Annotated in this window: 27 protein-coding genes; 10 read left to right on the forward strand and 17 right to left on the reverse strand. The window is 63.1% G+C overall.

Annotated elements, in window-relative coordinates:
- Positions 1–134: 134 nt before the first annotated feature.
- Positions 135–338 carry a hypothetical protein gene (locus IB263_RS08340; RefSeq protein WP_192438240.1) on the forward strand — a complete coding sequence of 68 codons (204 nt, stop codon included), beginning with the start codon at positions 135–137 and terminating at the stop codon, positions 336–338.
- Between the two features lie 199 nt (positions 339–537).
- Entirely contained in the window at positions 538–855 is a 318-nt protein-coding gene (locus IB263_RS08345; RefSeq protein ID WP_034788160.1) for a hypothetical protein, read from the forward strand.
- 74 nt (positions 856–929) lie between these two features.
- Here IB263_RS08345 and IB263_RS08350 read toward each other — a convergent pair whose 3' ends face one another.
- Positions 930–1,538 carry a MarR family transcriptional regulator gene (locus IB263_RS08350; RefSeq protein WP_210338228.1) on the reverse strand — a complete coding sequence of 203 codons (609 nt, stop codon included), beginning with the start codon at positions 1,536–1,538 and terminating at the stop codon, positions 930–932.
- A gap of 127 nt (positions 1,539–1,665) precedes the next feature.
- On the opposite strand from IB263_RS08350, the gene IB263_RS08355 reads away from it, so the two are divergent.
- Entirely contained in the window at positions 1,666–1,920 is a 255-nt protein-coding gene (locus tag IB263_RS08355) for an acyl carrier protein (RefSeq protein WP_034788158.1), read from the forward strand.
- Between the two features lie 336 nt (positions 1,921–2,256).
- Here the strand turns inward: IB263_RS08355 and IB263_RS08360 are convergent, their stop codons facing one another.
- The 5 genes from IB263_RS08360 to IB263_RS08380 form a co-directional block, all read right to left on the reverse strand.
- A complete protein-coding gene (locus tag IB263_RS08360) occupies positions 2,257–3,114 on the reverse strand; it encodes a transporter substrate-binding domain-containing protein (protein ID WP_192438242.1) in 858 nt (285 codons plus the stop codon).
- A 64-nt stretch (positions 3,115–3,178) separates the two neighbouring features.
- Positions 3,179–3,955: an ABC transporter ATP-binding protein gene (locus IB263_RS08365; RefSeq protein ID WP_034788153.1), complete on the reverse strand. Its 777-nt coding sequence runs from the start codon at positions 3,953–3,955 to the stop codon at positions 3,179–3,181.
- 2 nt (positions 3,956–3,957) lie between these two features.
- Positions 3,958–4,680 carry an ABC transporter permease gene (locus tag IB263_RS08370; RefSeq protein WP_134886591.1) on the reverse strand — a complete coding sequence of 241 codons (723 nt, stop codon included), beginning with the start codon at positions 4,678–4,680 and terminating at the stop codon, positions 3,958–3,960.
- The gene (locus IB263_RS08375) at positions 4,680–5,399 is read right to left on the reverse strand and encodes an ABC transporter permease (protein ID WP_089044217.1); all 720 of its coding nucleotides are present in this window, start codon (positions 5,397–5,399) and stop codon (positions 4,680–4,682) included. Before IB263_RS08375 ends, IB263_RS08370 begins: the two co-directional genes overlap by 1 nt.
- Before the next feature lie 33 nt (positions 5,400–5,432).
- A complete protein-coding gene (locus IB263_RS08380; RefSeq protein WP_192438244.1) occupies positions 5,433–6,857 on the reverse strand; it encodes a M20 family metallopeptidase in 1,425 nt (474 codons plus the stop codon).
- Positions 6,858–7,149: 292 nt separating this feature from the next.
- Here IB263_RS08380 and IB263_RS08385 point away from each other — a divergent pair, with 292 nt between their 5' ends.
- Positions 7,150–7,806, forward strand: a complete 657-nt coding sequence (locus IB263_RS08385; protein WP_060584849.1) for a GntR family transcriptional regulator — start codon at positions 7,150–7,152, stop codon at positions 7,804–7,806.
- Between the two features lie 28 nt (positions 7,807–7,834).
- Here the strand turns inward: IB263_RS08385 and IB263_RS08390 are convergent, their stop codons facing one another.
- Together IB263_RS08390 and IB263_RS08395 are read right to left on the reverse strand one after the other, a co-directional pair.
- Entirely contained in the window at positions 7,835–8,479 is a 645-nt protein-coding gene (locus IB263_RS08390; RefSeq protein ID WP_192438246.1) for a VIT1/CCC1 transporter family protein, read from the reverse strand.
- An 83-nt stretch (positions 8,480–8,562) separates the two neighbouring features.
- Positions 8,563–9,453 carry a LysR substrate-binding domain-containing protein gene (locus tag IB263_RS08395; protein ID WP_034788138.1) on the reverse strand — a complete coding sequence of 297 codons (891 nt, stop codon included), beginning with the start codon at positions 9,451–9,453 and terminating at the stop codon, positions 8,563–8,565.
- A 112-nt stretch (positions 9,454–9,565) separates the two neighbouring features.
- Here IB263_RS08395 and IB263_RS08400 point away from each other — a divergent pair, with 112 nt between their 5' ends.
- The 4 genes from IB263_RS08400 to IB263_RS08415 all read left to right on the forward strand — a co-directional run bounded on the left by IB263_RS08400 (position 9,566) and on the right by IB263_RS08415 (position 12,695).
- Positions 9,566–9,844: a hypothetical protein gene (locus IB263_RS08400; RefSeq protein WP_051659126.1), complete on the forward strand. Its 279-nt coding sequence runs from the start codon at positions 9,566–9,568 to the stop codon at positions 9,842–9,844.
- A gap of 99 nt (positions 9,845–9,943) precedes the next feature.
- Positions 9,944–10,147 (forward strand): DUF1127 domain-containing protein, encoded by a 204-nt coding sequence (locus tag IB263_RS08405; protein WP_034788135.1) that lies wholly within the window; start codon positions 9,944–9,946, stop codon positions 10,145–10,147.
- Between the two features lie 793 nt (positions 10,148–10,940).
- Positions 10,941–11,945 carry a GlxA family transcriptional regulator gene (locus IB263_RS08410; protein ID WP_034788530.1) on the forward strand — a complete coding sequence of 335 codons (1,005 nt, stop codon included), beginning with the start codon at positions 10,941–10,943 and terminating at the stop codon, positions 11,943–11,945.
- 150 nt (positions 11,946–12,095) lie between these two features.
- Positions 12,096–12,695: a YdeI family protein gene (locus IB263_RS08415; protein WP_113293983.1), complete on the forward strand. Its 600-nt coding sequence runs from the start codon at positions 12,096–12,098 to the stop codon at positions 12,693–12,695.
- 240 nt (positions 12,696–12,935) lie between these two features.
- Here the strand turns inward: IB263_RS08415 and IB263_RS08420 are convergent, their stop codons facing one another.
- The 6 genes from IB263_RS08420 to IB263_RS08445 all read right to left on the reverse strand — a co-directional run bounded on the left by IB263_RS08420 (position 12,936) and on the right by IB263_RS08445 (position 18,399).
- On the reverse strand, positions 12,936–13,382 hold the full coding sequence (locus IB263_RS08420; protein WP_192438248.1) for a DUF805 domain-containing protein: 447 nt from the start codon (positions 13,380–13,382) through the stop codon (positions 12,936–12,938).
- A 200-nt stretch (positions 13,383–13,582) separates the two neighbouring features.
- Entirely contained in the window at positions 13,583–14,059 is a 477-nt protein-coding gene (locus IB263_RS08425; RefSeq protein ID WP_034788525.1) for a VOC family protein, read from the reverse strand.
- A gap of 121 nt (positions 14,060–14,180) precedes the next feature.
- The gene (locus IB263_RS08430; protein WP_226020692.1) at positions 14,181–15,473 is read right to left on the reverse strand and encodes a diguanylate cyclase; all 1,293 of its coding nucleotides are present in this window, start codon (positions 15,471–15,473) and stop codon (positions 14,181–14,183) included.
- A 292-nt stretch (positions 15,474–15,765) separates the two neighbouring features.
- The gene (locus tag IB263_RS08435; protein ID WP_034788121.1) at positions 15,766–16,599 is read right to left on the reverse strand and encodes a response regulator; all 834 of its coding nucleotides are present in this window, start codon (positions 16,597–16,599) and stop codon (positions 15,766–15,768) included.
- Between the two features lie 185 nt (positions 16,600–16,784).
- Positions 16,785–17,858, reverse strand: coding sequence for a cyclic nucleotide-gated ion channel (locus IB263_RS08440; RefSeq protein WP_192438250.1), 1,074 nt, complete (start codon positions 17,856–17,858; stop codon positions 16,785–16,787).
- 130 nt (positions 17,859–17,988) lie between these two features.
- Positions 17,989–18,399, reverse strand: a complete 411-nt coding sequence (locus tag IB263_RS08445; protein WP_192438252.1) for a GFA family protein — start codon at positions 18,397–18,399, stop codon at positions 17,989–17,991.
- Positions 18,400–18,580: 181 nt separating this feature from the next.
- On the opposite strand from IB263_RS08445, the gene IB263_RS08450 reads away from it, so the two are divergent.
- Both IB263_RS08450 and IB263_RS08455 read left to right on the forward strand, forming a co-directional pair.
- Positions 18,581–18,997, forward strand: coding sequence for a nuclear transport factor 2 family protein (locus IB263_RS08450; RefSeq protein WP_192438255.1), 417 nt, complete (start codon positions 18,581–18,583; stop codon positions 18,995–18,997).
- 120 nt (positions 18,998–19,117) lie between these two features.
- Positions 19,118–20,527: an adenylate/guanylate cyclase domain-containing protein gene (locus tag IB263_RS08455; RefSeq protein WP_034788105.1), complete on the forward strand. Its 1,410-nt coding sequence runs from the start codon at positions 19,118–19,120 to the stop codon at positions 20,525–20,527.
- Here IB263_RS08455 and IB263_RS08460 read toward each other — a convergent pair.
- From IB263_RS08460 to IB263_RS08470, 3 genes are all read right to left on the reverse strand, one after another.
- Positions 20,505–22,325 carry an adenylate/guanylate cyclase domain-containing protein gene (locus tag IB263_RS08460; protein ID WP_192438257.1) on the reverse strand — a complete coding sequence of 607 codons (1,821 nt, stop codon included), beginning with the start codon at positions 22,323–22,325 and terminating at the stop codon, positions 20,505–20,507. The two genes, IB263_RS08455 and IB263_RS08460, sit on opposite strands and share 23 nt — an antisense overlap.
- A 172-nt stretch (positions 22,326–22,497) precedes the next feature.
- Positions 22,498–23,259: an MBL fold metallo-hydrolase gene (locus tag IB263_RS08465; RefSeq protein ID WP_034788518.1), complete on the reverse strand. Its 762-nt coding sequence runs from the start codon at positions 23,257–23,259 to the stop codon at positions 22,498–22,500.
- Positions 23,260–23,415: 156 nt separating this feature from the next.
- Positions 23,416–24,972 carry a caspase domain-containing protein gene (locus IB263_RS08470; RefSeq protein WP_112770956.1) on the reverse strand — a complete coding sequence of 519 codons (1,557 nt, stop codon included), beginning with the start codon at positions 24,970–24,972 and terminating at the stop codon, positions 23,416–23,418.
- Between the last annotated feature and the right edge of the window lie 35 nt (positions 24,973–25,007).

The following is a 25,007-nucleotide window of genomic DNA, read 5'->3' on the forward strand; positions in this document are numbered from 1 at the left end:
CCGGTAACCATTCCGAGCTCTCACAAGTCTCTGCCGTGTCGAAATACGACAACCGCCGTATGTCTTCGTTCTCACCGCAGGTCTACGCCGAGGTTGGCGCGCTTTTGCGCGTGCTTTGAACCAAGGAGAGACCAATGAAAATCATCATCGCAGTTGCGGCATCGCTTGCATTCGCCGGCTCCGCCTTCGCAGCGACTTCGCCGGGGGCCGCTGAAAATCAGCCGACCGCCAAAGCCATTGAAGCAATCGAGTTGGCGGGCGGTAGCGGGAAACCCAACACGACGCCAGGCACGGGCAGGTCCAACCTCACGCGCGGCAAAACCTCGTACTTTGGTTGACGCAAACGAAGGGCGGCACCAGCCGCCCTCTCGCCATGAAAGTGGCGGCCGACCGCACAAACGAAAGTCCTCGTTTGGTCGCGCATCGGGCTATTATGCTGTTTGGTGAATGTGGACACCGGAGATTTCAGCTTGCCTTAATTCCGGCGGCGGGCGACGGTCTGATGAAACCTATTCCTTAAACTGGCATCCAGAACCCATGAACGACAAAATTCTCGATACCCTGACCGGCATGTATTTCACCGTCGACGATCCCGATGGCACCTATGGCACCGGTCAGATCATCCGGCTTGCCGCCGAGGGGATCTACTTCATTCGCTACGACGGCAACGAGGTGGAATTGCCGATGGAGCTCGTTTCGATCGGCGAAATGCTGCAGACCACCGAAGAAGACTACAAGCTCTGGCGGTTCTTCGACACGACCGAGGAACGGGACAAGTGGATCGAGTGGCTGGACGCCCCCTCGAAGCCGCGCGTCGTCTCGCTGGTGCGGCCGACGCCTGCTCCGACGAAATAGGGCATCGTTGGAAGGTGACCGGGGCGGCTTTGCCGCGCCGGATTGGGCTTGGCGCGGTGGCTGCGGCGCCTCCCTCAAGGCTGGATCGAGGAAGGCTTTTCCTTAAGCCGTTCCATGAACCGACCATAGTCCGGCCGGAACAGGGCATAGGCGGTGGGTGCGGCATCGAACCAGTTTCTGGTCCCGACTTCAGCGGCCACCGGAAGCCTCCTTCTCCTAACGATGGGGGCGGCCTTCAGGCGGCTCGCGAACCCTTCCCGCTCCAGCGCCGCCCCGAGCGCCTGTAGCACCGCAAGAACCGGATATCCGATTTCCAGCTCGAGGCTCCGGATCGCCAGGAATTTCATCTGCCGGTGCGGCTCCAGAGTTGTCAGGAGCGCGACGCCCTTTTTCTTCAGCCGCAGGCCGGTCTTCCTGCCGTCGTCGAGGCCGCGCCGGGCAAGGAGCCCGCCCTTCAGCATCAGGCTGACCGTCTGGCTGATCGCGCCCTGGGTGAGACTGCTGTTGCTGGTGATCTCGGTGACAGTCTCGGCGCCGGCGGCAAGCGCGCGCAACAGGGGCGTATAGCGCGGCCTGTAGTCGATCTTCAGGGTTTCATATCGCTCGGCGGCACCCTGATCGACGCGTTCGCCGACATATCGCAGGAGTTCGCCGAGGTGCCGAGGTCTGGCACTGGCAAACACCCAGGGGCTCTCCCTCACCGAAATGGCCTAACCCATTTGGATCATGACGAAATCAGCGAATGATCCTATAGGCCTAGACGGCCGTTCACCGCCCTTTGTGTTATGCTTTAAGGGAGGGAGTAGATCCATGGCACCCACACGATCCGATGTTTCCGAACGCGTAAAGGCGATCCTCGTCGAGCTGCTCGGCGTGAAGGCTTCCGAAGTGAAAGACGATGCCGAGATCGAAGAGGATCTGGGCGCCGACTCGCTCGAAGTGTCTCAATTGGCGATGTTGGTGGAGGAAGAGTTCGAGATCTATCTGACCGACGACTCTGTCGAAAAGCTCGTCACGGTCGGCGACCTGATCGACTTTGTGCTCGCGTCGAAAACGCTGAAGTGATCATCCGGCAATAAAAAAGGCCGGGGCGAAACCGCACCGACCTTCCTCATCATCGCTCTTACACCAGTGCCAGTACATCCGTGGTCAAAAGTCTAAAGCGACGCGACAGTTGCGAGCGGCGAACACATTCAGCGCTCATAAGCAAATGTCGACAGATGGACTTATACGAAGCGATTGTGTTCGAAAGATGTCCACACGCGCTGCGCGTCGCTATTAAATAAACAGCCCTGGCGCCTTGCAAGCGCGCGAGGAAGCGCCGGGCATTCCAGACACAGAAAACACCGCGCGTTCGACGGAACGTGCGGTGCTTTGGTTGAGAGGGCGAACCGACCCGGATTACTGCGGCGTCAGGTCGAAGCCGAACCACTTCTCCGACAGGCGCTTGATGGTACCATCGGCCTTGGCAGCGGCAATTGCGTCGTCGAACAGCGCCTTCAATTCGGGGTCGCTCTTGCGCAGGCCAACGGAGCTGCCGGCGCCGAGGAAGCCGCCCTGGAAGCGGGGGCCGGTGATGACCATGTCGCTGTTGGCGGGCTTTTCGACGGTCGTCTTCAGGTAGCCCATGGACGCCATGACGAAATCGACGCGGCCGGCGACGAGATCGAGATCGTGCTGCTCGGTCGTCTTGTATTCGCGCACCTCGACGACGTCCTTCAGATATTCGCCGATGAAGCGCGCCGCGATCGAGGCGGTCTGGACGCCGATGGTCTTGCCTTCGATCAGCGGCTTCAGCTCGTCGACCGCCTTGCGCGCGCCGGCCTCGTTGGAGGCAAGCGAGAAGAGCTCGCCCTTCATCGGCAGGGTTTCGAGATCACCGCCCTTCAGCGTCGCGAAGGCCTGGCCGGTGCTGCCGTAGGACATCGAGAAGTCGATGACTTCCTTGCGCTTCTCGGTGGCCGACATGCCGGCCATGATCGCGTCGAACTTGCCGGCGTTGAGCGCTGGGATCATGCCATCGAAGGACTGCGCGATGACGGTGCATTCGACCTTCATGTGGTCGCAGAGGATCTTGCTGAGCTCGATCTCGTAGCCGTCGAGCGTGCCGTCCGCCTTGGTCAGGTTATAGGGCGGAAAGGCACCTTCGGTGGCGATCGTCACCTTCGTCCACTTCTTGTCTTCGGCCTGCGCCGGCATGGACATCAGCCCCGCGGCAACGGCAAGCGCCGATGCCATGATTGCGGTGGTCTTTTTCATTGCAGCATTCCCCTTTTGTGGATGTTGATTGCTTTGTTTTTCGGCCCGCCGATCACGACAGGCTTCAACTCTTGATGAACTGGCGGAAGCGTTCGGACTTGGAATGGGTGAAGACCTCGTGCGGCGGCCCCTCCTCCTCGATCGTGCCCTTGTGCACGAAGACGACGCGGCTCGAGACGTCGCGGGCAAAGCCCATCTCGTGGGTGACGACCAGCATGGTGCGCCCCTCCTCCGCCAGACCGCGCATGACGCGCAGCACCTCGCCGACCAGTTCCGGGTCGAGCGCCGAGGTCGGTTCGTCGAAGAGCATCGCCTTCGGGCGCATGGCAAGCGCACGGGCGATCGCGGCGCGCTGCTGCTGGCCGCCGGAGAGATGCGAGGGATAATGGTTGCGCTTGTCGGCGATGCCGACCTTGGCAAGCAGTGCTTCGGCCTCCTCGATCGCCTCGACGCGCGGGCGCTTCAGCACATGCACCGGCGCCTCGATGACGTTTTCAAGCACGGTCTTGTGGGACCAGAGATTGAAGCTCTGAAACACCATGCCGAGTTCGGAGCGGATGCGGTCCACCTGTTTCTGGTCGGCCGGGCGGCTGCGCCCGTCGTTCGATGTCTTCAGCCGGATCGCCTCGCCGGCGACCTCGATCGTGCCCGAATTCGGAACCTCCAGCATGTTGATGCAGCGAAGCAGCGTCGACTTGCCGGAGCCGGAGGATCCGAGGATGGAAATCACCTCGCCCTCGCGCGCGTCGAGCGACACGCCTTTCAGCACCTCGACCGGGCCGAAACTCTTGTGAAGGTCGTGCACGCGGATCGCGACCGGTGCGGTGACGGCGGCGGACATGTTCAATGGGCTTCTCCCTTGAGTTCGGCGGAGATCGGCAATGGCGCGCGCAGCTGCGGGTTAAACCGGTGTTCGGCAAACGCAACGAGCCGGGTCAGCACGAAGTTGATGGCGAGATAGATGAGACCGGCGACGACGAAGACCTCGATCACCCGGTAGCTCTCCGAGATCAGCTTGGCGGCGACGCCGGTGATTTCCATCAGCGTGATGATCGAGGCGAGCGAGGTCGCCTTGACCATGGAGATCATCTCGTTGCCGTAACCGGGCAATGCCTGGCGTAGCGCCTGCGGCATGACGATGCGGCGAAAGATCATGACGCGCCCCATGCCGCAGGCGCGCGCTGCCTCGACCTGGCCGTGCGGCACAGAGAGGAGGCCGCCGCGGATGATTTCGCTCGCATAGGCGGCCGTGTTCAGCATCAGCGCCAGCACGGCGCACCAGTAGGGTTCGCGCAGAAGCGGCCAGAAGATGCTGTGGCGCACGGCCGGAAACTGGCTGAGGCCGTAATAGATCAGGAAGATCTGCACGAGCAGCGGCGTTCCGCGAAACAGGAACACGTAAGTGCGGGCAAAGAGATCGAGCGCAAGAATGCCCGACAGACGGGAGAGCGCCAGCCCAAGAGCCAGCACCGAGCCGAGCGCGATCGATGTCGCGGCAAGCTCCAGCGTCAGCGGCAGCGCCGCCGCCAAGCTCCAGAAGGTTTCGAGGGCAAATTTGATATCCATCAGCCCCTCCTGACGCCGCGCGAGAACCGGCGCTCGGTAACCTGAAGAACGAGGCCCGACACGGTCGAAATCGCGAGATAGATCATGGCTGCGATGAAGAAGAAGTCGAAGGGACGGCTGGTCGATCCGGCGCCGATCTGCGCCTGACGCAAGAGTTCGACGACACCCGTGACCGAGACCAGTGCGGACTCCTTCAACACCACCTGCCAGACATTGCCGAGACCGGGCAGCGCATAACGCAGCGTCAAGGGTGCAATGATGCGGCGAAACTTGAGGAGCCGGCCCATGCCGCAGGCGGTTGCCGCCTCCAACTCGCCCGGATGCACGGCGCGGAAGGCGCCGCGATAGACCTCGGTCTGCTGGGCGCCTGAGGTGATGCCGACCGCAAGCGCACCGGCGATGAAACCGGGGAAGCTGACGAAACCCTCCGCACCGAACAATTGGCCGACGGCCGTCACGACGGCGCTGCCGCCGAAATAGAAGAGATAGATGACCAGGAGGTCGGGAATGCCGCGAAGGACCGTCGTGTAGGCCTCGGCGCAGCCACGGACGACCGGGCCGCCGGAGATCTTCGCCCAGGCGCCGAAGGTGCCGATGAGGCCGCCGATCGCAAAACCGGCAATCGCGATCAGGATCGTCATCCAGGCGCCGGCGGCAAGCGCCGGGCCCCAGCCGTCCGGCCCGAAGCTGATGATGTCGAGGAAACCGGGCTCAGTCATCGCAGCGCCTCCCTTCGCTTGTCGATCGATGACTTAACCATGGCTCACCCCGGGGATCGGCGGGTCGACATTGTCAGGAATGGGATTGACGAAGGGCGTGCCCTCGAGCCTTGCGGCATGGTCGGCCTTGGCGGCGGCAATGAGCGCGGGATCGAGGATCAGCTCCACCGCCGTGCTCGCCATCACCTTGGCCGCGTGCTCCATGCCCTTGTGCGCGGCCGGCAGCTTGCCTTGCGCCACCAGCTGCCAGGAATGGCCGGGCGTGCCGATCGCGTAGGTCGCGCCGCGCATCTGCACGGTCGGCACCACCCAGCTCACCGTTCCGACATCGGTGGAGCCGACAAGCGTGCCGGCGCCGTTTTCCGGCGGAAAGATCGTGTCGCAGAGCGAAACGCCCCGTCGCAGCTTGAGCCCGAAACGCTCGAAGGCAGAGGCGATATCCTCGCCGGTAAAAGTCTCCTGGAACTTTGCCGCCGTCCGCCGATCGTCCTCGTCGAACTGCGGCGGTCCCAGATGCTCAAGCTGGCGGTGCATCAGCGCTTCGAGCGGGGTGTTTCCGACGAGGTTGGCGTCGCCGCTGACGATCTCGTCCGTGACCGTGGTGCCCGTCATCAGCGCCGCGCCCTTGGCAACGCTGCGGACACGTTCCACGAGATCGAGCAGTTCCGGCAGGCTGCGGGCGCGCACGAGATAGCGCGCCTTGGCGCGGGCCTGCACCACGTTCGGCGCGTTGCCGCCGGTGTCCGTCACCGCATAGTGGATGCGCGCCGACGATGGCATGTGTTCGCGAAGATAGTTGACGCCGACATTCATCAGTTCGAGCGCATCGAGCGCGCTGCGGCCGAGATGGGGGGCAGCCGACGCATGCGAAGCCCGGCCGCTGAAGCGGAAGTCGAGCTCGTTGCAGGCAAGCGAAATGGGGTTGTTGACGCCGGCAAAGGGTGCGGGGTGCCAGGAAATCGCGATATCGACATCGTCGAACACGCCAGCGCGCACCATGAAGCCCTTGGACGAGCCGCCCTCTTCCGCCGGGCACCCGTAATAGCGCACCCGCCCCTTGATGCCGCTGGCCGCGAGGTAATCCTTGACGGCGGTCGCCGCCATCATCGCGCCGGCGCCGAGCAGATTGTGGCCGCAGCCATGGCCGTTGCCGCCGTCGACCAGAGGCCGTTCCTCGGCAATGCCGGCCTCCTGGCTGAGGCCCGGCAGCGCATCGAACTCGCCGAGAATGGCAATGACCGGCCCGCCCTCGCCCGCCTCGCCCATCACCGCCGTCGGCATGCCGGCGATGCCGCGCGATACGCGAAAGCCCTCGGCCTCCAGCAGTGCGGCGTGTTCGGCCGACGAGGAAAACTCCTCGTAGTTGGTTTCCGGCGTATCCCAGACCCGGTCGCTGAGCACGAAGAACCGTTCGCGCTTGGCTTCGAGGAGGTCCCAGACGGCATCGGCATTTTTCATCGTTTCTTGACTTCCGCAATAATAGTAACCAGAATTGGCGCCAATTTATGATAACATTTTTGGATACACAAGAGGGTCCTGAAACATTTCGAGCGATGTGCACAACGGCGAGAGGCAGGCAGGCAACGCCGCTCTCCCGCATTGAATTGTTCAGGACGGCATCATAGTTTCTCCAAAAATGGAGCCAATTCCGCTGCGGCGGGCGATGCGAGGCACGGCCGGGGACCTGGGACATGCACCAGCAACGTGCGTCAGAGGCCGGTGACAGGCGGAAAGAGAGTGTAAGGCAGGAATGAGCGACGATCTGACGGAAATGCTGGCGCCCGAGGAAAAGCCCGGGGACAAGAAGGACGTTACCGACCTCCTGCTGCACGACATTCTGACCGGGACCCTGCCGGCCGGCGCCTGGCTGAAGCAGATCGACCTGGAGCGCCGCTACGACTGCACGCGGCCGGAGGTGCGCCGGGCGCTCGACCGGCTGTCGCAGCGCAGGCTGGTGCAGCACAATCCCAACCGCGGCTACCAGGTCTATGAACTCGACGACCAGCGCACGCAGGAAATCAGCGATATCCGCGTGATTCTCGAAACCGGCGTCGCCGACCGCATGGTTGCCAATGCAACGCCCGCCACCATCGCCGAACTGAGGCAACTCGCCCGGCAGTTCGACGAGATGTCGTTTCGCGGCTCCATCATGGAGCACTATGACGCCAACCTCGCCTTCCACCGCGCCCTTCTCATGCTCTCGGGCAATTCCGAACTCGTCGACGTCGTTGCCGAAATCCGCCAGCGCACCGTATCGGCCCCGGTATCGCAATGGCGCACCCGCGCCCGCATCGAGCAATCGGCCCGCGAGCACCACCTGATGGTCGACGCGCTGGAAGCCCGGGATCTGCCCGAACTGAAACGGCTGATCGAAATCCACATCCGCCAGGCACCGATCAAGGTGTGAGCGAACCCTCGTCGCTCAAGGGCGAAAGTTATCCGCCAAAGAGGATCGTCACCGCCACCAGAGCCGCGCCGATCGCAGCCATCGCAAAGGCCATCGGCCAGGGGCTTCGGCCCATGTAGCGGCCGAGGCGCGCGCCGATGACGAAGAGCATGACGAGCGCAATGGCGTTGGAGGCGCGCATGGCGAGCGCGACATTGTCCGTCAGCAGGAAGGGAATGCTTGGCGGCAACGTCGAGGCGACGACCAGCAGAAAGATCGCGACGGCTGCCTTAAGGTCGTGTGCGGTCACCACCCTGTGCCTGGGGTCGGCGGAGAGCGCCCTCACCCGGACAAGCAGCGCTTCCGTTTCCTTGGGCGAAGAGACGCGGCGCACATCGTCCGGCAGGCTTTCGAGAAACAGTTCGCGGGCGCGATCGAGCCGCTCAGACCTGAGCCTGTCGAGAAAACCGCGCCGTCGCACGCGCTCCACCACCGTCGTCAGCACATACATGACGCCGTCGACGATGCCCCAGGCGATGTTGCAGCCGAGGGCGGCGACGAGCACGGCATTGACACCGCCCTCGCCGGCCGTGACCGTGCTCATGGTTCCCGTGAAGGACAGCGCCATCAAGAGGCCGAAGATGATCTCCGACAGGCGGTCGATCGGATCGAGAACGCGCGACCGTTCGCTCATGGCCGGGCACCCGACGAAAGTGGCCAGGACGACAGGAAGGCGGCGGGCAGCGACCGGGAAGAGCGCAACCGCGATATCTCCCCTTACTGGACCTGCAGATCGGCGAAGGCGTCGCGCACATGGTCGGCGACCGCCAGTACAGGCGCCGGCGCATCGCTGATCACCTGCAGGCCGATATTGTAGTGGCCGAGATCCGGCAGGCCGTCGCGCTCGCCGAGTTGCACCATTTCCCCCTGGACGAGGTAACGCGGCAGCGGCGCGATCGCGAGACCGGCAAGCACGGCGGCGCGCTGCCCGGTGGTATAGGCGCTGAGGAACGCAATGCGGAACTTGCGGCCGGCGCGCGCGAGTTTTTCTACCGCATCCGCCCGCCAGACGCAGCCGTCCTCCCACATCGACACCGGCAGCGGATCCTTCAGATGCGCGCTGCCGCACTTTGCGCCGGCCCAGACCAGCTTTTCCTGCATCAGAATTTCGCCATTGCGGGGCGTTCCCTCGGTCAGGCTGTTGAAGATGGCGATATCGAGCCGGTGCTCGTCCACCTTCTTGCGCATGGCGTTGCTCATGCCGATCGACACATCGACCGTGACGTTCGGATAGGATTCGGCGAAACGCTTCAGCACCTCGGGCAGGATGCGCTCGCCAACGTCCTCAGGCGCGCCGACGCGCACTACGCCGTTCATATCCGGCAAGAGAAAGCGGGAAACCGTTTCGTTGTTGAGCGACAGCAGGCGGCGGGCAAAGCCGAGCAGCAACTCGCCCTTCGGCGTCAAGGTGACCGAGCGGGCGTCTCGCAGGAACAGCGTACAGCCGAGCATCTCCTCGAGCTTCTTGATCTGCATCGAGACAGCCGACGGCGTGCGGTAGACGGTTTCGGCGGCGGTGGTGAAGTTGCCGGTCTCGGCAATCGCGATGAAAGTCTTCAGCACGTCCATTTCGAGAAGCGGAAGCGCATGGCGCATCAGCATGTTCATGGCGTCAACCTCATTCAAAAAAACTGAAAGATAGCTTCACTTCATTTCGTTTGATTGAACATCAGCAATGGCCGATAGTCAAGCTCAAGGACGACGCAGGAAGGAGAAACGCATGTCCACCGCAGCCCTTGTTATCGCCGCTTCGAAGAGTTCCCTCCGTAACAGCCGCCTGCCGCAGGCAGTGGTAAAAAAAGAGCATAGCAGGAGCAACGACATGGTCCTCAACGCCCTCAATCAAATGATCGCCGTCCTCGACGGTGTTGCAAGGCAACGACGCGAAAAACAGATCGCGCGGAATCGGGTGGAAGCCCGGCGCGAACTCGCCAAACTGCCACAGAGAGTCCGTGACGACGTGATGTTTGCGGACCCGCTAATCAATCACCATGTTTGATGAAAGGCATCAAACATATTCGTTGGAATGATAAGTCAGGTTAGGCCATAAATACCATCATGGTCGCGACCGGCTGAGACACTCAGAAGGAGCCATGAAATGTCCAACACTCAGTTTTCATCGGCCTCGGAACGGGCATCCTCCCACTCGTCCCTTCCGGGTCTCTTCAATCTGCAGGTTCGTGCCTGGGCAGTATGGAAGCGTTATCGCCAGGAACGGGCCCTCGAGAACCTGTCCTATGACACGCTGAAGGACATCGGCTTCCCGTCGGTGGACGATGCGGTGCATAAGACCGAACAATGAATGACGGCGTGATCTGTCCCTTCTGAGGGCGTCACGATCCGGATCAATCGAAGGGCATCGCCGACAAGGCGGTGCCCTTTTCCTTTGCGTTCGAACGTGTCGTCGCGCAATCCGAAACGCAATGCGGCCTAGGTCAGCAACTCTGCGAGAAGCGACGGCCGACTGAGGAAACAGCCGGCGACAAGCCCCACGAACCCGAGCGCCAACGCCCCACGATGCCGTGGCCCAACCATCCGGCGTGGGCACCGATGGCGGTTGTCGCGACGATGACCGAAACAGTCCACAGGGCCTTCAGCAGCGAAACGGCGCGCATCAGAACTGTTGGCTGATTCTGCCCCACGCAACGTACCCTTCCAAAGAGACCGCCGCATCGCAGGTAGTGTCGAAAGCACGCGCCGCCAATGGCGTGTGATCATCGGCCGATTTGGCTCGTACCTCTACTCGCGGTGCCGTTAATCAGGCTAGCGAGCGATCGCACGAGGTCCACTTGTCTTTTACCGACACCCGCGCCAGCCGTGTGAAGCGTCGCAATCGGCAAACACAACCCTGGAGAGCGCTTTGCGAATGTTGCGTATCTCTGGCAGTTCTTGTCCGATAGCGTCAACAGTGCTGTAAAAACTGTCGCTTTCCTTACAAAAGCCTGAAAGCGGGGCCGAGCCGCCTTTCACCGCGCGATGTCGCAATGCGAAATCTCTTTGCGGTCGCTGCTATCCATGCGAATGTCGCAAACAGACAAGCCGAAGAGTATCTTCCAAGCGACGAATATACCGCATCGCCAAGCATGGGAAGCCTCATGAACAAGCCACTGACCAAAAAGCGTTCTCTCGTCTTCTTCCTGGTGCCGAACTTTTCCATGCTGCCCTTTTCGGCGGCGATCGAAACGCTCCGCATCGCCAACCGCATGCTCGGCTACGAGGCCTATTCCTGGCGCCTCGCATCGTCCGACGGCGAAAAGGTCCTGTCGTCGAGCGGTATCGCGCTCGAGGTCAACTCGTCGCTTGCAGACGAGCGCAAGTTTCTCGGCGGCGAAAACCGCCCCTCGATGGTGCTGGTCTGTTCCGGCATCTATGTCGAGGACTTCAACAACAAGTCGGTCAATGCCTGGCTGCGCGAGGTCTACAATCGCGGCGTCGCCGTCGGCAGCCTCTGTACCGGCGCCCATGTGCTGGCGTCGGCCGGTCTTCTGACCGGCAAGCGCTGCGCCATCCACTGGGAAAACCTGCCGGGCTTTTCCGAAAGCTTCCCGCAGGTCGACGTCTATGCCGACCTCTACGAAATCGACAGCAACATCTACACCTGCGCCGGCGGCACCGCCTCGCTCGACATGATGCTGAACCTGATCGACCAGGATTTCGGCGAGAGCCTCGTCAACCGCGTCTGCGAACAGGCGCTGACCGATCGCGTGCGCGGGCCCCATGACCGCCAGCGCCTGCCGCTGCGCGCCCGTCTCGGCGTGCAGAACGCCAAGGTGCTGTCCATCATCGAACTGATGGAGGCAAACCTCGCCGAGCCGCTTTCGCTGCTCGAAATCGCCGAGGGCGCCGATCTCTCCCGCCGCCAGATCGAGCGCCTCTTCCGCCAGGAAATGGGCCGCTCGCCTGCGCGCTACTATCTCGAAATCCGCCTCGACCGCGCAAGGCACCTCTTGATCCAGTCGTCGATGCCGGTGGTCGAAGTGGCCGTAGCCTGCGGCTTCGTCTCCGCCTCGCACTTCTCCAAGTGTTATCGCGAACTCTACAACCGCTCGCCGCAGCAGGAGCGCGCCGACCGCAAGCTGACGCTGCAGATGGCGCGATAAGCGGCAGATCATATGGATCAGACAAGGGCGGAGCTTCTCCGCCTTTTTTCGTTGGTGACACTTTCCGCTTGTGCCGTCATGACGCTTGCACGCGCCGCTGTTTTGGATTGAATGGTCGGCGTTTCAGCGGAGCGAGGAGCACAACGAACGATGGCCCCCGTGGAGATCGATCCCGCCAAGGTTCACGAATTCAAGGACTTCCAGAGCTTCTACGACTGGCTCGCCGCTCACCACCAGAGCGAAACCGAAGTGTGGATCAAGACCCACAAGGTCAGCTCCGGCCTCGCCTCGGTCACGCCCAAGGAGGCGATCGACGCGGTGCTCTGCTGGGGTTGGATCGACGGCGTGCGCAAGGGGCACGACGACAGGAGTTTCCTCCAGCGCTACTCGCCGCGCGGCAAGAAGAGCATCTGGAGCCAGATCAATGTCGACAATGTCGCGCGCCTGATTGCCGAGGGCCGGATGACTGAGCACGGGCTCAAACAGGTCGATGCCGCCAAGGCCGACGGCCGCTGGGACCGGGCCTATGCCAGCGGCAGGGACATGCAGATCCCCGACGACCTGCAGGCGGCGATCGACGCTGAGCCCGAAGCCCGCGAAATGCTTGGCAAGCTCAGCGCACAGAACCGCTTCGCGCTCGCCTTCCGCACCCACAACATGAAGACCGAAGCCGGGCGCAAAAAGAAGATCGAGACCTTCGTCGAGATGCTGAAGCGCGGCGAAACGATCTATCCGCAGAAGAGCAAGTAAAGCGATTGCGGGGCACGACCGAAAGGTCGGCCTTGTTCCTGGCGGACCGGCATAGCCCGAGACCGATCCGGCACCGGCAAGGCTCGACGCCCGACGGTCGGGGGCCCAAAGCTGTTTGCACGCTCAATCTTGGCAATATCCGGCTTGATCATGCCCGGCATCGCCACCGTCACGCGCTTGGCACGTGCAGGGTCGGACGCACACAAACGTCGCCGTAGCCCTTTGACTTACAGCCCGGCGTCACTGACCGGCGCGGCCGAAGCGCGCGGCACCACCTCCGACGAAGCGTAGGACCGGCGGACCAAAGCGGTTGTCACCCTCCTCGCCTGCGAGGAAGCCCAACATGACGAGGCCCAAGCGCGGCCCGACGACCGGGACGCACAGCGCAAGGTTCCACCACCCGGAACGGCCATGGTCGTGCCAGCGCTTGGTGTTGACCGTTAAGCCGAAATAGAAACTCGCGGCGATGATGAGGATGACAAGCATATGCATAAGGCTGAATCCCGCAGCATAATTGTCGACGCCCGAAAGCGCCAACAACGCCCCGCCGGCGAACATCGCGGCTATCGCCGCAATGCAGATAACGATCTGCGCCAACCACCAGGCCTGACGTCCGATACGGCCATCAACACTCGTAAACATCTGTAAATTCACGTCGTCTCCCCCCAACAGCCAGTGCGCTTCCAAGTGCCCCCGCGCCGGCCAGCCTTGTCATCCTGTAAAAGGTTCCCTCATAAACGGGTAGATGTCTTCGCGACAAAAAGCGCCCCATGGTTGCGCAGGCAGGCGGCCTTGTGCCTGGCATCTCGAGCGTCGCTGGAGGCGGGGCATGGCCCGCCTGCCGCTTCCATAACTTGCGGGTCCTGCACCCACGAGACAACCGGCTTCTAGCCGTGAAACGCCCGCTCCAGTTCGGCGATATCGAGCTTGATCATACCGAGCATCGCCTCCGTGACGCGCTTGGCGCGCGCACGGTCGGAATGGGCGACCATGTCGCCGAGCACCCTTGGCACGATCTGCCAGCACAACCCCCAGCGGTCGCGGATCCAGCCGCATTGTTCGATCTGTCCACCGTTTTCGCTGATCGCGTTCCAAATCCGGTCTATCTCCTCCTGGGTATCGCACTGGATCATGATCGAGAAGGAATGGTTGAACGGATCGAGAGGCCCGGCTTCGAGCGCAAGGAATTCCTGGTTGCCGAGCGTGAACTCGATGGTCGTCACGCTGCCGGGCGGTCCGCTCGGGCTTTCCGCCGGCAAGGTGGTGACGCGGATGATTGCCGAATTGGGAACGAGCGAAACATAGAAGTCGACGGCCTGGCGCGCCTCCTTCGCAAACCAGAGATTTGAAACGACATTGGTCATGATTTGGTCCTCCTCGTGCCGCCTGATCATGTGCGGTAACCGAAGGACGATCGACTTCGTTCCAAGCCGACAGGTGACGGATCATTATTTCCGGGTGGGCCTGCCGGTCTGGCCCGGCAGTTTACGAGGCCAGCGCGTCGAGCAGCGCCAACTCGGAAATCACCCGGTTCCGGCCGGCATGCTTGGCCATGTAGAGAAACTGGTCGGCGGCATGCAGGTAGTTCTCGAAGGCCTCCGAGGTCTCGATCGTGGCAAGCCCGATCGAGACGGTAATCGTCAGCTCCTCGTCGTCGGCGACGATGCGGGATTTTGCGAGTTCCAGGCGCAGCGCGTCGCAAAAGGCGAAGGCGCGCCGCACGTCGCAGCCGTTGAAGAGGATGCCGAACTCCTCGCCGCCGAGGCGGGCGAGCAGATGGTCCTCGCCAACGAGCACGGAGAGGCGCTTGGCCACATGCTTCAGCACGATGTCGCCGATCTCGTGGCCATAGGTGTCGTTGAGGCGCTTGAAATGATCGATATCAAGCACGGCGATCGCCGTCGGCTCGCCGCGCCTGAGGCACTGCTCGACCAGCCGCGGCCCCGCCACGAAGAAGTGACGGCGGTTGTAGAGGTCGGTGAGGTAGTCGCTGGCCGCCTGCCGCTGCAGCGTCTGCAGCCGCTTCTGCACACCGGCCGCCTGCGCAATGCGCCCATTGAACTCCGCTTCGAGGAAGGGCTTCTGAATGAAATCCGTACCGCCCGCTTCGAGGAAGCGGGCGCCGGCACGCCGGTCGCCGCTGTCGGAGAGACCGATGACCGGCACCGCGCCGTCGCCCCGCCGCCGTTCCACCTCGGCAAGCAGCGCTGCGCCGGACATGTCGGAGAGATCAAGGTCGGTGACGACGAGATCGACGGCCTCGCCGCTGTCGAGCACCTGCAGCGCATCGGCGGCAGATGCGACCTCGCAGACGGAAATCCGCTTGCGCCTCAAGATGCCGGCCAGTTCGCTGCGCGAGGCGGCATCGGAATCGGCAAGCAACACCGTCGTCTTGCCGTTGGTCAGCGCCCGATCGACGGCGCCAATCAAAAGATTGATCGATTCCGGCTGGTGCTTGATGACACAATCGAGCGCGCCGCGCCTGAGGATTTCCTCGCGCGTATGGTCGTTGAAGGCCGCGGTGAAGACGACGGCCGGCACCTGGTTGTCGAGGATGAATTCGAGCGCCTCGCAATTGGGCGCATCCGGCAGGTTGAGATCGAGAACGGCGAGCGAGAAGCTCTCCGGCGCCTGCTCCAGCGCTTCCTTCAGCGCCGCCAGCGAGTTGCAATGGGTAACGCGAATGCCGTGGACGGACTCAAGCCCGTACTTCAGCGCCGTCGCAAACATCCGGGAATCTTCGACAAGCAGCATGCGCTTGTCACTGTGCTTCTGCACAGAATTCACCCGGCCTGGCGTGCGGCGCAATCTCACGTCCCTGCAACCCCTCTCGAGCCACAGGCGTGCTTCCCTCAAGGGGTGACGCTGGCTCCCGAAATCTTCAACCCGGCCACTTGCCGCGCCTGGCCTTTCGGCCGGCGTGATCCGTGTGACCGGGTTCCCCGCTCCTGCTGCGGCGGATTGAAGACCGTTCGGATTGCAATTTCGTTAATACGGCAACCTGTGCGCGGCGTTTTTGATGCACGAACCCAATAATTCTTAGGGGTTTTTACCCATCCTGCTTTGATGGTTAAGCAGGAACCCTAACTTTTTCACTGAGTGTGCGGATCTTGGTCAGCGTATCCAGGTTCTGGTTGACGCGGCAGTAGAATTCCTCGTTGACGAAGGGACGAACGACGAAGTCGTTGCCGCCGGCCTTGAGGAAGCGCGCCGAAAGAAGCCGGTTGGTCGACGACGAAACACCGATGATGCGCAGCTGGTGCGGTCCGTAGGAACTGCGAATGCGCCGCGTCAGCTCGAAGCCGTCGATATCAGGCATGTTGTAGTCGGTGATGACGAGGCCGATATCCGGATTGTTCTTGAGGAGCTCCAGCGCCATCGCGCCGTTTTCGGCCGAGCTGGTGCGGAAGTTGTAGCGCTTGAGCTGCGTCGTCAGCAGCGCGCGTGCGGTCGGGCTGTCGTCGACGATCAGCACATGGTGCTTGTGGTTGGTGAGGAACCGGCAGACGGATTCTGCCAGCATGTCGACGGCAAAGACGCTGTCCTTGATGACGTAGTCGACGATCTCCTTGGCCAGGATCTTCTCGCGCGTCGATTCCTGGAACGAGCCGGTGAAGACGACGGTCGGCACGCTCATCTCGATCAGGTAGTTGAGCGCCTCGCCGTTTTCCGCCCCCGGCAGGTTGATGTTGGAGATGGCGAGCGAGGCCGGGAATGTCGCGTTTTCGACGGCGAACTGCAGATCGTCATAGTCACGGCAGACGATGACATCGATGTCGAACAGCTCTTTCAGCCGCTTCGAGACCATCGAGGAAAAGAGGTTGGAGTCCTCGGCAAGCACGATGCGGTGCTCGGCAAGGGATTCGCCGGAATAATACATTCCGGAAACGCCAAAAAATGACATTGAACGCCTATGTGAAAGAGTGTCCCCCTACAGCTCCGCGCGTTCTTCATGCCCGCCTAGTCGCTGTAACTTGCAGGCGCCATGCTAGAGGAGAAAGGCTTTCTTCGGTGTTAATAAGCGGCCGGCGAATTAACGAGACCGGCGTGCCGGCTTGAGACGTCCGGCCGCCGTGACGCCGGCTTTTCTCATGCCTCCGGGGGTCGGCCACGCCGCGTCTCGGCGGTCCGGCGGATGACCTCGGCGATCTCCGGATTGCTGCTCGACAGCATCTGGAAATCCTCCGAATAGAGCGACAGCAAAGAGACTTCTGTGGCAGCCGTGACGGTCGCAGAGCGCGGCTCACCCGATATCAGCGCCATCTCGCCGAAGAAACTGCCGGGGCCGAGCTCGACCGGCGTCGGTGACGGCGTTGCAATCGTCACGCGCCCCTCGACGATGAAGTACATCTGGTCGCCCGGCTCGCCCTTGCGGCAGATGATGCTACCTGCCGGCACCACCCGCGGCCGCAATGCCCTGACGATCTCGACGAAGGCGGCCGAGCCGAGCTTTTCGAACAGCGGCACCGCCGCGACCAGCTGCCAGTTGCGCACGAAATCCTGTCGGCGCACTTCTTCGAAAAACCCGGTGGCGAGAATGCCCGCCCAGAGCGCAAAGATGCCGATACCGCTCATCATCACCAGACCGGCAAGCACCCGGCCGGCCAGTGTCTGCGGGATCTCGTCGCCATAGCCGGTGGTCGACAGCGTCACCACCGCCCACCACATGGCCTGCGGAATGCTGCCGAACTTGTCCGGCTGGATGTCGCGCTCGATCAGATAGGCGACCAGCGATGCGCCGAAGAGCACGATGCCGAAGAGCGAGGTGACGCCGACGAGATTGGGCGCGGCGCGCGCCACCACCCGGCCGAGCAGCCGGAAGAAGGTGGAATGGCGCAAGGGCTTCAAGAGCCAGACTCCGCAATAAAGGCTCTGGTCGCGCGGATCGGCGAACAGGAAGGCGGCCAGCGGAACGACGACGGCCACCATATCGATGACGAGATGCGGCATCAGCGCGCGACGATCCGCCGTGGGCCAGGCGGCGAGCGTATCGGCCAGTTGCAGCACATAGAAAAGCCAGAGGCCGCCAAGCACCACCTCCAGCGACAACCGCGCCGTCGCGCCGATATTGCGCGTCGTCAGCGCCGCGACGGCGGCAAGGCCGAGCGCTGCCAGCAGTCCGTTGAGTGGCGTGGAAATTCGTAAGGAAGGCCGTGCCGACATTCACTCCCCCAGCGTCCGCTCGCCGACGACGCCTCGGCCGGACGGGGGCGGCAACGCTTTGATCTAAAGCACAATTCACTGCATGAATCGATGCTCATTTAAGGGGATTCGAATTTGTAGCGAAACGGGCCTAGTAGCGAGTGTCGGCCGGCTCCTCGTCGCCGGTGCGTTCGCGATCTTCCTGGTACTGCGCGGCACCCTCCACTGGCCGCAGCCAAGGCTCCCGGCGCTTGACCCAGAGCTCGTAGCTCGGCTTCAGCGGCGTCGGCGCCGGGGACAGGATGCCGAGCTTGACCTCCGCCTCGCGCGCGTCGACCGAAAAGACACGCGAGCCGCAATGCGAACAGAAGCACCGGCCCTGGAAATCCGAAATTTCGCCCGAATATTCAAACTGTTCCGCGGGCCAGATGCCATAGAAGGTGAAGGCGGATCCGCTCTCCTTGCGGCAGTCCATGCAATGGCAGATGCCGACCCGGATCGGTTCGCCGCGCACCGAGAGCGCGACCCGACCGCAAAGGCATTTTCCCGATAGCGCCGTCATGATCCTATCCCCTGTCGCAACCACTGATGCCAGACCAGGGAAACGACGTGGTCGGTTGTTCGGTTCCCGCGCTTGTTGCCGGCATCAAGATGCGCTCTGAGATCGCCTGAACCCGACTGTCTTGGCGGAACCTTTCGCCGTTTGACGCCTTCTGCCGGTATGCCAAACGGAGGTACAAACCATGGCACATGCCGACGAACAGGAGATTATCGACCTCGAACAGGAATTCTGGCGAAGCATTCTGGAGAAGGACACCGAGGCATCCGTGGCCATGCTGCCCGAACGCTCGATCGTCGTCGGCGCGCAAGGCGCAGCGGTGCTCACGCCGGACGACTATCGCAGAATGGCAGAACAGGCCGAGCGTTCCTGGAAGCTCAAATCGTTCCGCCTCGACGACGTCAGCGTGGTCTTTCCGCGCGAGGACGTCGCCGTCATCGCCTATACGGTGACGGAAGAGATGGATGTGGACGGGCAGCCTTTGACACTGAAAGCCGCCGACGCCACCACCTGGATACGCGAGAACAGCGGTTGGCAGGCCTGCCTGCACACGGAGTCCGTGCTTGGCGATCCCTTCGGTCGCGACCGCAAGGTAGCCTGAGGAGTGCTGGCGAGGTGGAGCGTAGCGAATGACGGGAAGGCGGTCGGCCGCTTTCCCCTCGACCAATCCTCACCGATAAACCGTCTGCCCCGGCGCCCGTTTTCGGTGTAGGATGCCGGCATGAGTGAAGCCCAGCCTCTGTTCGATATGCTGCGCCAGACCGTGCAGCCTGAAATCGCCGGCGTATTGGAGCGATTTGTCCGGGAAGCGCCGGACCGCAAACTCGGCCGCATCAACGCACTCGCCTTTGCCGCCGAGCACGGGCTCGACGAGGAGAAGGCGATCGCCGCCTTCCTGCATGCTTCCCGCCTCGGCCTTTTCGAGCTTTCCTGGAATGTGCTTTGCCCAGGCTGCGGCGGCGTGCTCGATGCCAACACCTCGCTGAAGACCGTGCAGAGCGACACCTATACCTGCTCGCTCTGCGCCGCCGGCTATGAGCCGACACTGGACGAGATGGTGGAGGTGACCTTCACCGTGAACCCGCGCATACGCCACATCGAGGCCCACAGCCCGCACGAACTGACGCCGCTCGAATATTTCCGGCAGATCTACTGGGGCTCCGGCATCGAGCTGCCCGAGGAGGGCTACGAGGCCCAGGTTGACGATTTCATGATCGAGGCGCTGGAATTGCCGCCCGGCGAAAAGGCGGTGATCTCGCTGCAGATGCCGGCGGAATTCATCATCATCTTCGAGCCGGTGACCCATGCCGCGCAGTTCATCGACGTCAAGGGCGAGCCGACCAAGGAGCGGCGCACGCTGTCGCTCGTCTTCGACCGCGGCCATCGCCACGACGAAGCGCTGACCATGCAACCCGGTCCCTTGCGCATCCAGGTGGAAAACCACACGGATGTCCGCACCCTGCCCTCGGTCTGCATCGCCAACGACGCGCTGCACGATATCCTCGGCCGCCGCCGGCCGTTCCTGACCGCCAAGCGGCTGCTCTCCAACCAGACCTTCCGCGACATCTACCGCACCGACACGATCGACGTGGACCAGCGGCTGAAGATCACCAGCCTCACCTTTCTCTTCTCCGACCTGCGCGGCTCGACCGAGCTTTACGAGCGGGTCGGCGACCTCGCCGCCTTCGATCTGGTGAAGACCCATTTCAGCGTCGTCAACGAGATCGTTGCGGCGGAAGCCGGCGCGGTGGTCAAGACGATCGGCGACGCCGTCATGGCCACCTTCCCGACGCCGGACCGGGCGGTTGCGGCCGCCATGCGCATGCGCGACGCCATGCGACAGCTGAACGAGGACCGCGGCTCGGAAGACCTGCTGCTGAAAATCGGCATTCACGAGGGACCGTGCATCGCCGTCAGCCTCAACGAGCGGCAGGACTATTTCGGCCAGACGGTCAACATCGCCTCTCGGGTCCAGCACCTCGCCAGCTCGCGCGAAATCTTTGCGACCGGTTCGGTGCTCGACGATCCGCGCGCCTCGAGCCTGCTCAGCGATCGCGGCCTCAACCCGCAATCGCACAATGTCGCGCTCAGAGGCATCACGAACGAGATCAGCATTTTCTCGATCCCGTGAGGCTGGCCGGGAACGGAACGCCCATATCCCTCGAGCGGCGATCAGCGTTCGGCAAGCCGGCTTGCCGTAGCGCCTCGGCCATCTGATGCTGCCACTGCGGTATCCTCTGAAACCAGGGCAGTGCCCGATACCGCTCGATCGTGAACCCCGGCTCTGCTGCCAGCAGCTTCTGCGCCGCCCATCGGGCGGTCTCCATGTCCCCGGTCATCGCGGACCAGGCCGCGAGGTGGCGATAGGACCAGGTCACGTCAGGATAGTTGTTGACGACGTCCTGGGCGATCGCGATGGCTTCGCAGAGAGCCCCTTGCATGGCCATGGAAAAAGCCATCCCCAGTTTCATGTTGAATGCGAGCGGGTCTCTCGGGCTCAGCGTCATCCCACGCCGGAACCGCTCCGTTGCGCGTGCGGGATCGTCCGTGAAGATCGCGATCCAGCCGAGCCGAGCCCATGCCCAGGCATTGTTCGGATCAAGCGCCAGCGCCTTTTCGATAAAGGTGGCGGCGCGATCCTGATCGCCGCAGATGCTCATTGCCGCGCCAGCCGCAGTCAGAGCCGTCGGATCGTCGCTGATCGAGCCTGCACCTTCGATCGCTGCACGCGCCTGATCCAGTTCATACTCCGGCCGGTCGGTCCATAGGTAGGAGGCGCTCGAGGCATGGCACCACGCCAGAAGCGCATGCGCGCGGCCGTAGCCGGGATCGACCAGGATCGCCTGCCGAAGCAGTTCGATCGCCTGGTTGTTGCTATCCCTGCGGCGCCCCCAGAGATTGGGGAAGGCGCGCATGACGAAATCATAGGCGCGCAGACTGGCCGGCGGCTTGCGCTTGGCAAGCTCGATCTCGGCATCGCGGATGGCGGGGTGAATGGCGCCTGCCACCTGCGCGGCGATCCGATCCTGGAACTCGAAAATATCCTCGATTGCGCCCTCGTAGCGATCCGACCAGGATTGGGTCCGCGTCTCGGCGTCGACCAGTTGCACGGAAATGCGCAGCCGGTCGCCACCGCGGCGCACGGTGCCTTCAACCACATAGGTGACACCGAGCTCCCTGCCGACGTCACGCACGTCGACGAAGCGCCCCTTGTAGGTGAAGGCGGACTGGCGCGCGATGACGAAGAAATCCCGGACGCGCGAGAGCGCCGCAGTGATCTCCTCCACGACACCGTCGACGAAGTACTCGTCGCCTGGACCGCTCAGATTGTCGAAGGGCATGACGACGAGCGACGGCTGGTCCTTGCTGCGACCGGCCAGCGGCGCCCCGTCGAGGACGCCACCTCCGACAGCGATCTCGTCTTGCCAGTCGACCCGGAAAACCAGAATGGGCCGGGGGATGTTCTTCAAGGTCCGCTCGCCGAGGCTGGTCAGCGCGAAGGGCACCTTGCCGTCGAGATGTTCGCGCACCGCCCCGGAAATACAGATGCCCGACGGGACGGCGATCTCCTGCAGGCGCGCGGCGATATTGACTCCGTCGCCAAGCAGATCGTCTCCCGACACGACGATGTCGCCGAGATTGACACCGATGCGAAACTGCAGGCGGCGTTCGGGGGGCAGTTCCTGCGCATCGAGAAGACCGCGCTGGATTTCCACCGCGCAGCGGACGGCCTGAACAGCGCTTGGAAACTCGGCGACGAGACCATCGCCGGCACTGCCGAAGATGCGGCCGCCATGGTCATCCACCAATTCGGCAATCCGCCCCCGGCAAAGGTCGAGCGCGCGAAGCGTGTTCTCTTCGTCGAGCGCTGCGAGGCGACTGAAGCCGGCGACATCGGCCGCCAGGATGGCTGCGAGCTTTCGATCCACAACGGTGACCGCTCCTGCGGCGGAGGATTTCGTTGTGTTTAATATGCGCGAATTTTCGAATATTCACAGATACCTGTGGCAAGCGAGAGCGGATCAAGACCGCAGCCGGTCAAGAAGGCGCCCCCGGCAGCCGTGCCGCACAACAGCTTGCCTGCTGCGACGTGTCGGCCGCCTAGACCACGGGCGGTATCAGGGTCAACACGTCGCCATCATCCGGAATGAGCAACCTGGGCAAGGCGATGCCGTGGGCGCTGGCGGCGGCGCGGAGATCACCTCGGCTGACCGTCGCATGGTCGAGCGCCTCCATGTGCGTTGCAACCACGATGCTCTTCTTGGAGGCCTCGCAGACCGCGATCGTCTGCGCCGCATCCATCACGATCAGGGCGCCGTCCCAGCGTGCGCCGCAGGAATGGGTGACGATCACATCCGGCTTCGTATCGTGGATGGTCTTTTCGATGGCCGGATAGAGCACCGTGTCGCCGGCCCAGTAAACCGTCGGCTCGCCCTTGGCCTCAAGGCTGAAACCCATGACCGGCCCCATGTCCTGAACGACAGGACCAAGGCCGTGGCTGCCGTCACGTCGGGTGAGCTTCAGGCCCTGCCACTGCGCCTTGCCGAGAAGGGGCGTGACGTCGCGAAAACCAGCGCCACGGATCGCCTCCTCGTCGCCCGGCTGGCAGAAGATCGGCAGCCCCTTCGGCAAGCGATGCTTGGCGGTGTCGTCGAAGTGGTCCTCGTGCAGATGCGAGATAATGACGAGTTCGACCCCGGCAAGAATGGTATCGGTGTCGAACGGCAGCCCGACCAGCGGATTGGGCGCCCGCCCCGCAAAGGACGGCAGGCTGTCCTTCGGCCCTAGAAAGGGATCGATCAGCACCGTGTGACCGGCATAGTCGAGCTTGAGTGTCGCATTGCGGATAAGCTGGAGCTTCATGGGGTGTCCTCCCTTGCCGGAACCGGCCTTGACCATCGCGGCGATCCTTGCGCATGCGGCAGCGAAATCAAGCCCTGAAATGACGCGCGAGGGTTGAGAAACGCCGCCGTCCTTCACGCCAACCCCGTTCGATGGCGCCAGCATGCGCTGTCCGCGTTACCGCCAGCCGCAATCCCACGGCTGGCCCCTAGCGGTGCGATGACAGGCAAAGGCCCGGCCGCAGGAATGGGTGGCGGAAATCGTCATGCGGCCCCGGCCCGAGCCGCGGGCAAACATCTGCCGGAACGCGACATCGGCATTTGCGGGGCAATTGGCAAAGCTCTTTTTCTGCAGTTCGGCCGGTGGGCTGATCGCGCGGGTGCCGGTGTTTTTCTGCGGTGCCTTGATCGTGCCTTGCGTCTCGCCTGGTTGCGGCAGCTTCGCCTCGCGCCGGATCGTGACGCAGCGCCCATCCTTCGCCTCTTCGTTACGGCCGCAAGCAAGCGGGCAGATCCGCACCTTCTCCGACTTCAGGCGACCGAGCACGTCGCTGGAGGGTTCGAGCGTCGCAAGGTCGACCTTTGCGAACTTGCCGAAGGCTTCGAGCGCCTTGCGGCTGCCGGCACCCCAGACGCCATCCTCGCTGCCGGCGCGACAGCCCAGCCGGTTGAGCTCAACCTGTACGGAACGGGCCAATGTCGTGTCGTCGGCATTGGGCGCGGCCAGCGCCGGATCGATGGCCGCCACGGCCTGGCCACCCGATCCGCCGGGCACGCCTTCGGATGTAGGCACTGAAGCCCGCTCGATGATCTTGATCTTTGCCTTGGCGAGCGATGCGAACGCACCGTCGGGATATTGCTGCAGATAGGCGTCGAAGAGGTCGCGGTCGGTCGCATCCTTGATCGTTTCCCAATAGGCAAGCTCGGCGGCCTCACCCGTCGCGGGCGCCTCGGCCGGCGCCGGCTTGCCGTCAACGACGGGCTTCAGCACCACTTCGCCGGTCAGCGAGGAATTGTCCCAGGGCACCTGCTTGCCGCCGGTTGCCGCCAGCACGTCGCGGCGCACGTCGATCAGTTCGCGGGTAATGTCGCGCCCCGGCTGGCCGAGATGTTTCAAGAGCGCCGATGTGAACGGCGAATTGCGCCCCGATCCGTCGAGGGCAACATTGCCGGGCTGGGTGGAGAAAGCGATCAGCGTGCCGATGCCGGTGCCGACCTTGGCCAGACCGCGGCCGACCGAGGCGGAGCGCGTGCCCATCGAGCGGGCGAGATTGACCGCTAGCGGATTGTCGCGGCAGGCGTCGAGCAGGATGATATTGACCCGTGTACTGCGCTCCATCGCCGACAGGATCAGGTTCATCGGCACCGCCTCGAATTCGAGATCGACAGAGGAAGCGAGCGTGGCATCGACGGGGGCGAGATAGTTTTCGCCGTTCACCTGCAGGCCGTGGCCGGCATAGAAGAACAGCGCGAGGTCGGCGCCGTCGAGCCGGCCGACGAAGTCCCGCACCGCACGGCGCACGCCCGAGAGGTCGAGATCGGCGCCCGTCACCACCTCGAAGCCCAGCCCTTCGAGCTTTGCCGCCATGTCGCGCGCGTCATTGCCGGGATTGGGCAAGGTGGCCACATGCTGATAGGCGGAATTGCCGATGACCAGCGCCACACGCTTTTCGGCCAGCGCCTCCGATGCGAAAAGCACTAGCAGAACGGACAAGGCGATGCGAAGGAATGGCATGGCTCCCCCCGGCAATGCGCGGATGATCGCGACCA

The sequence above is a fragment of the Ensifer sp. ENS03 genome, assembly GCF_014852035.1.
GTDB lineage: Bacteria > Pseudomonadota > Alphaproteobacteria > Rhizobiales > Rhizobiaceae > Ensifer > Ensifer adhaerens.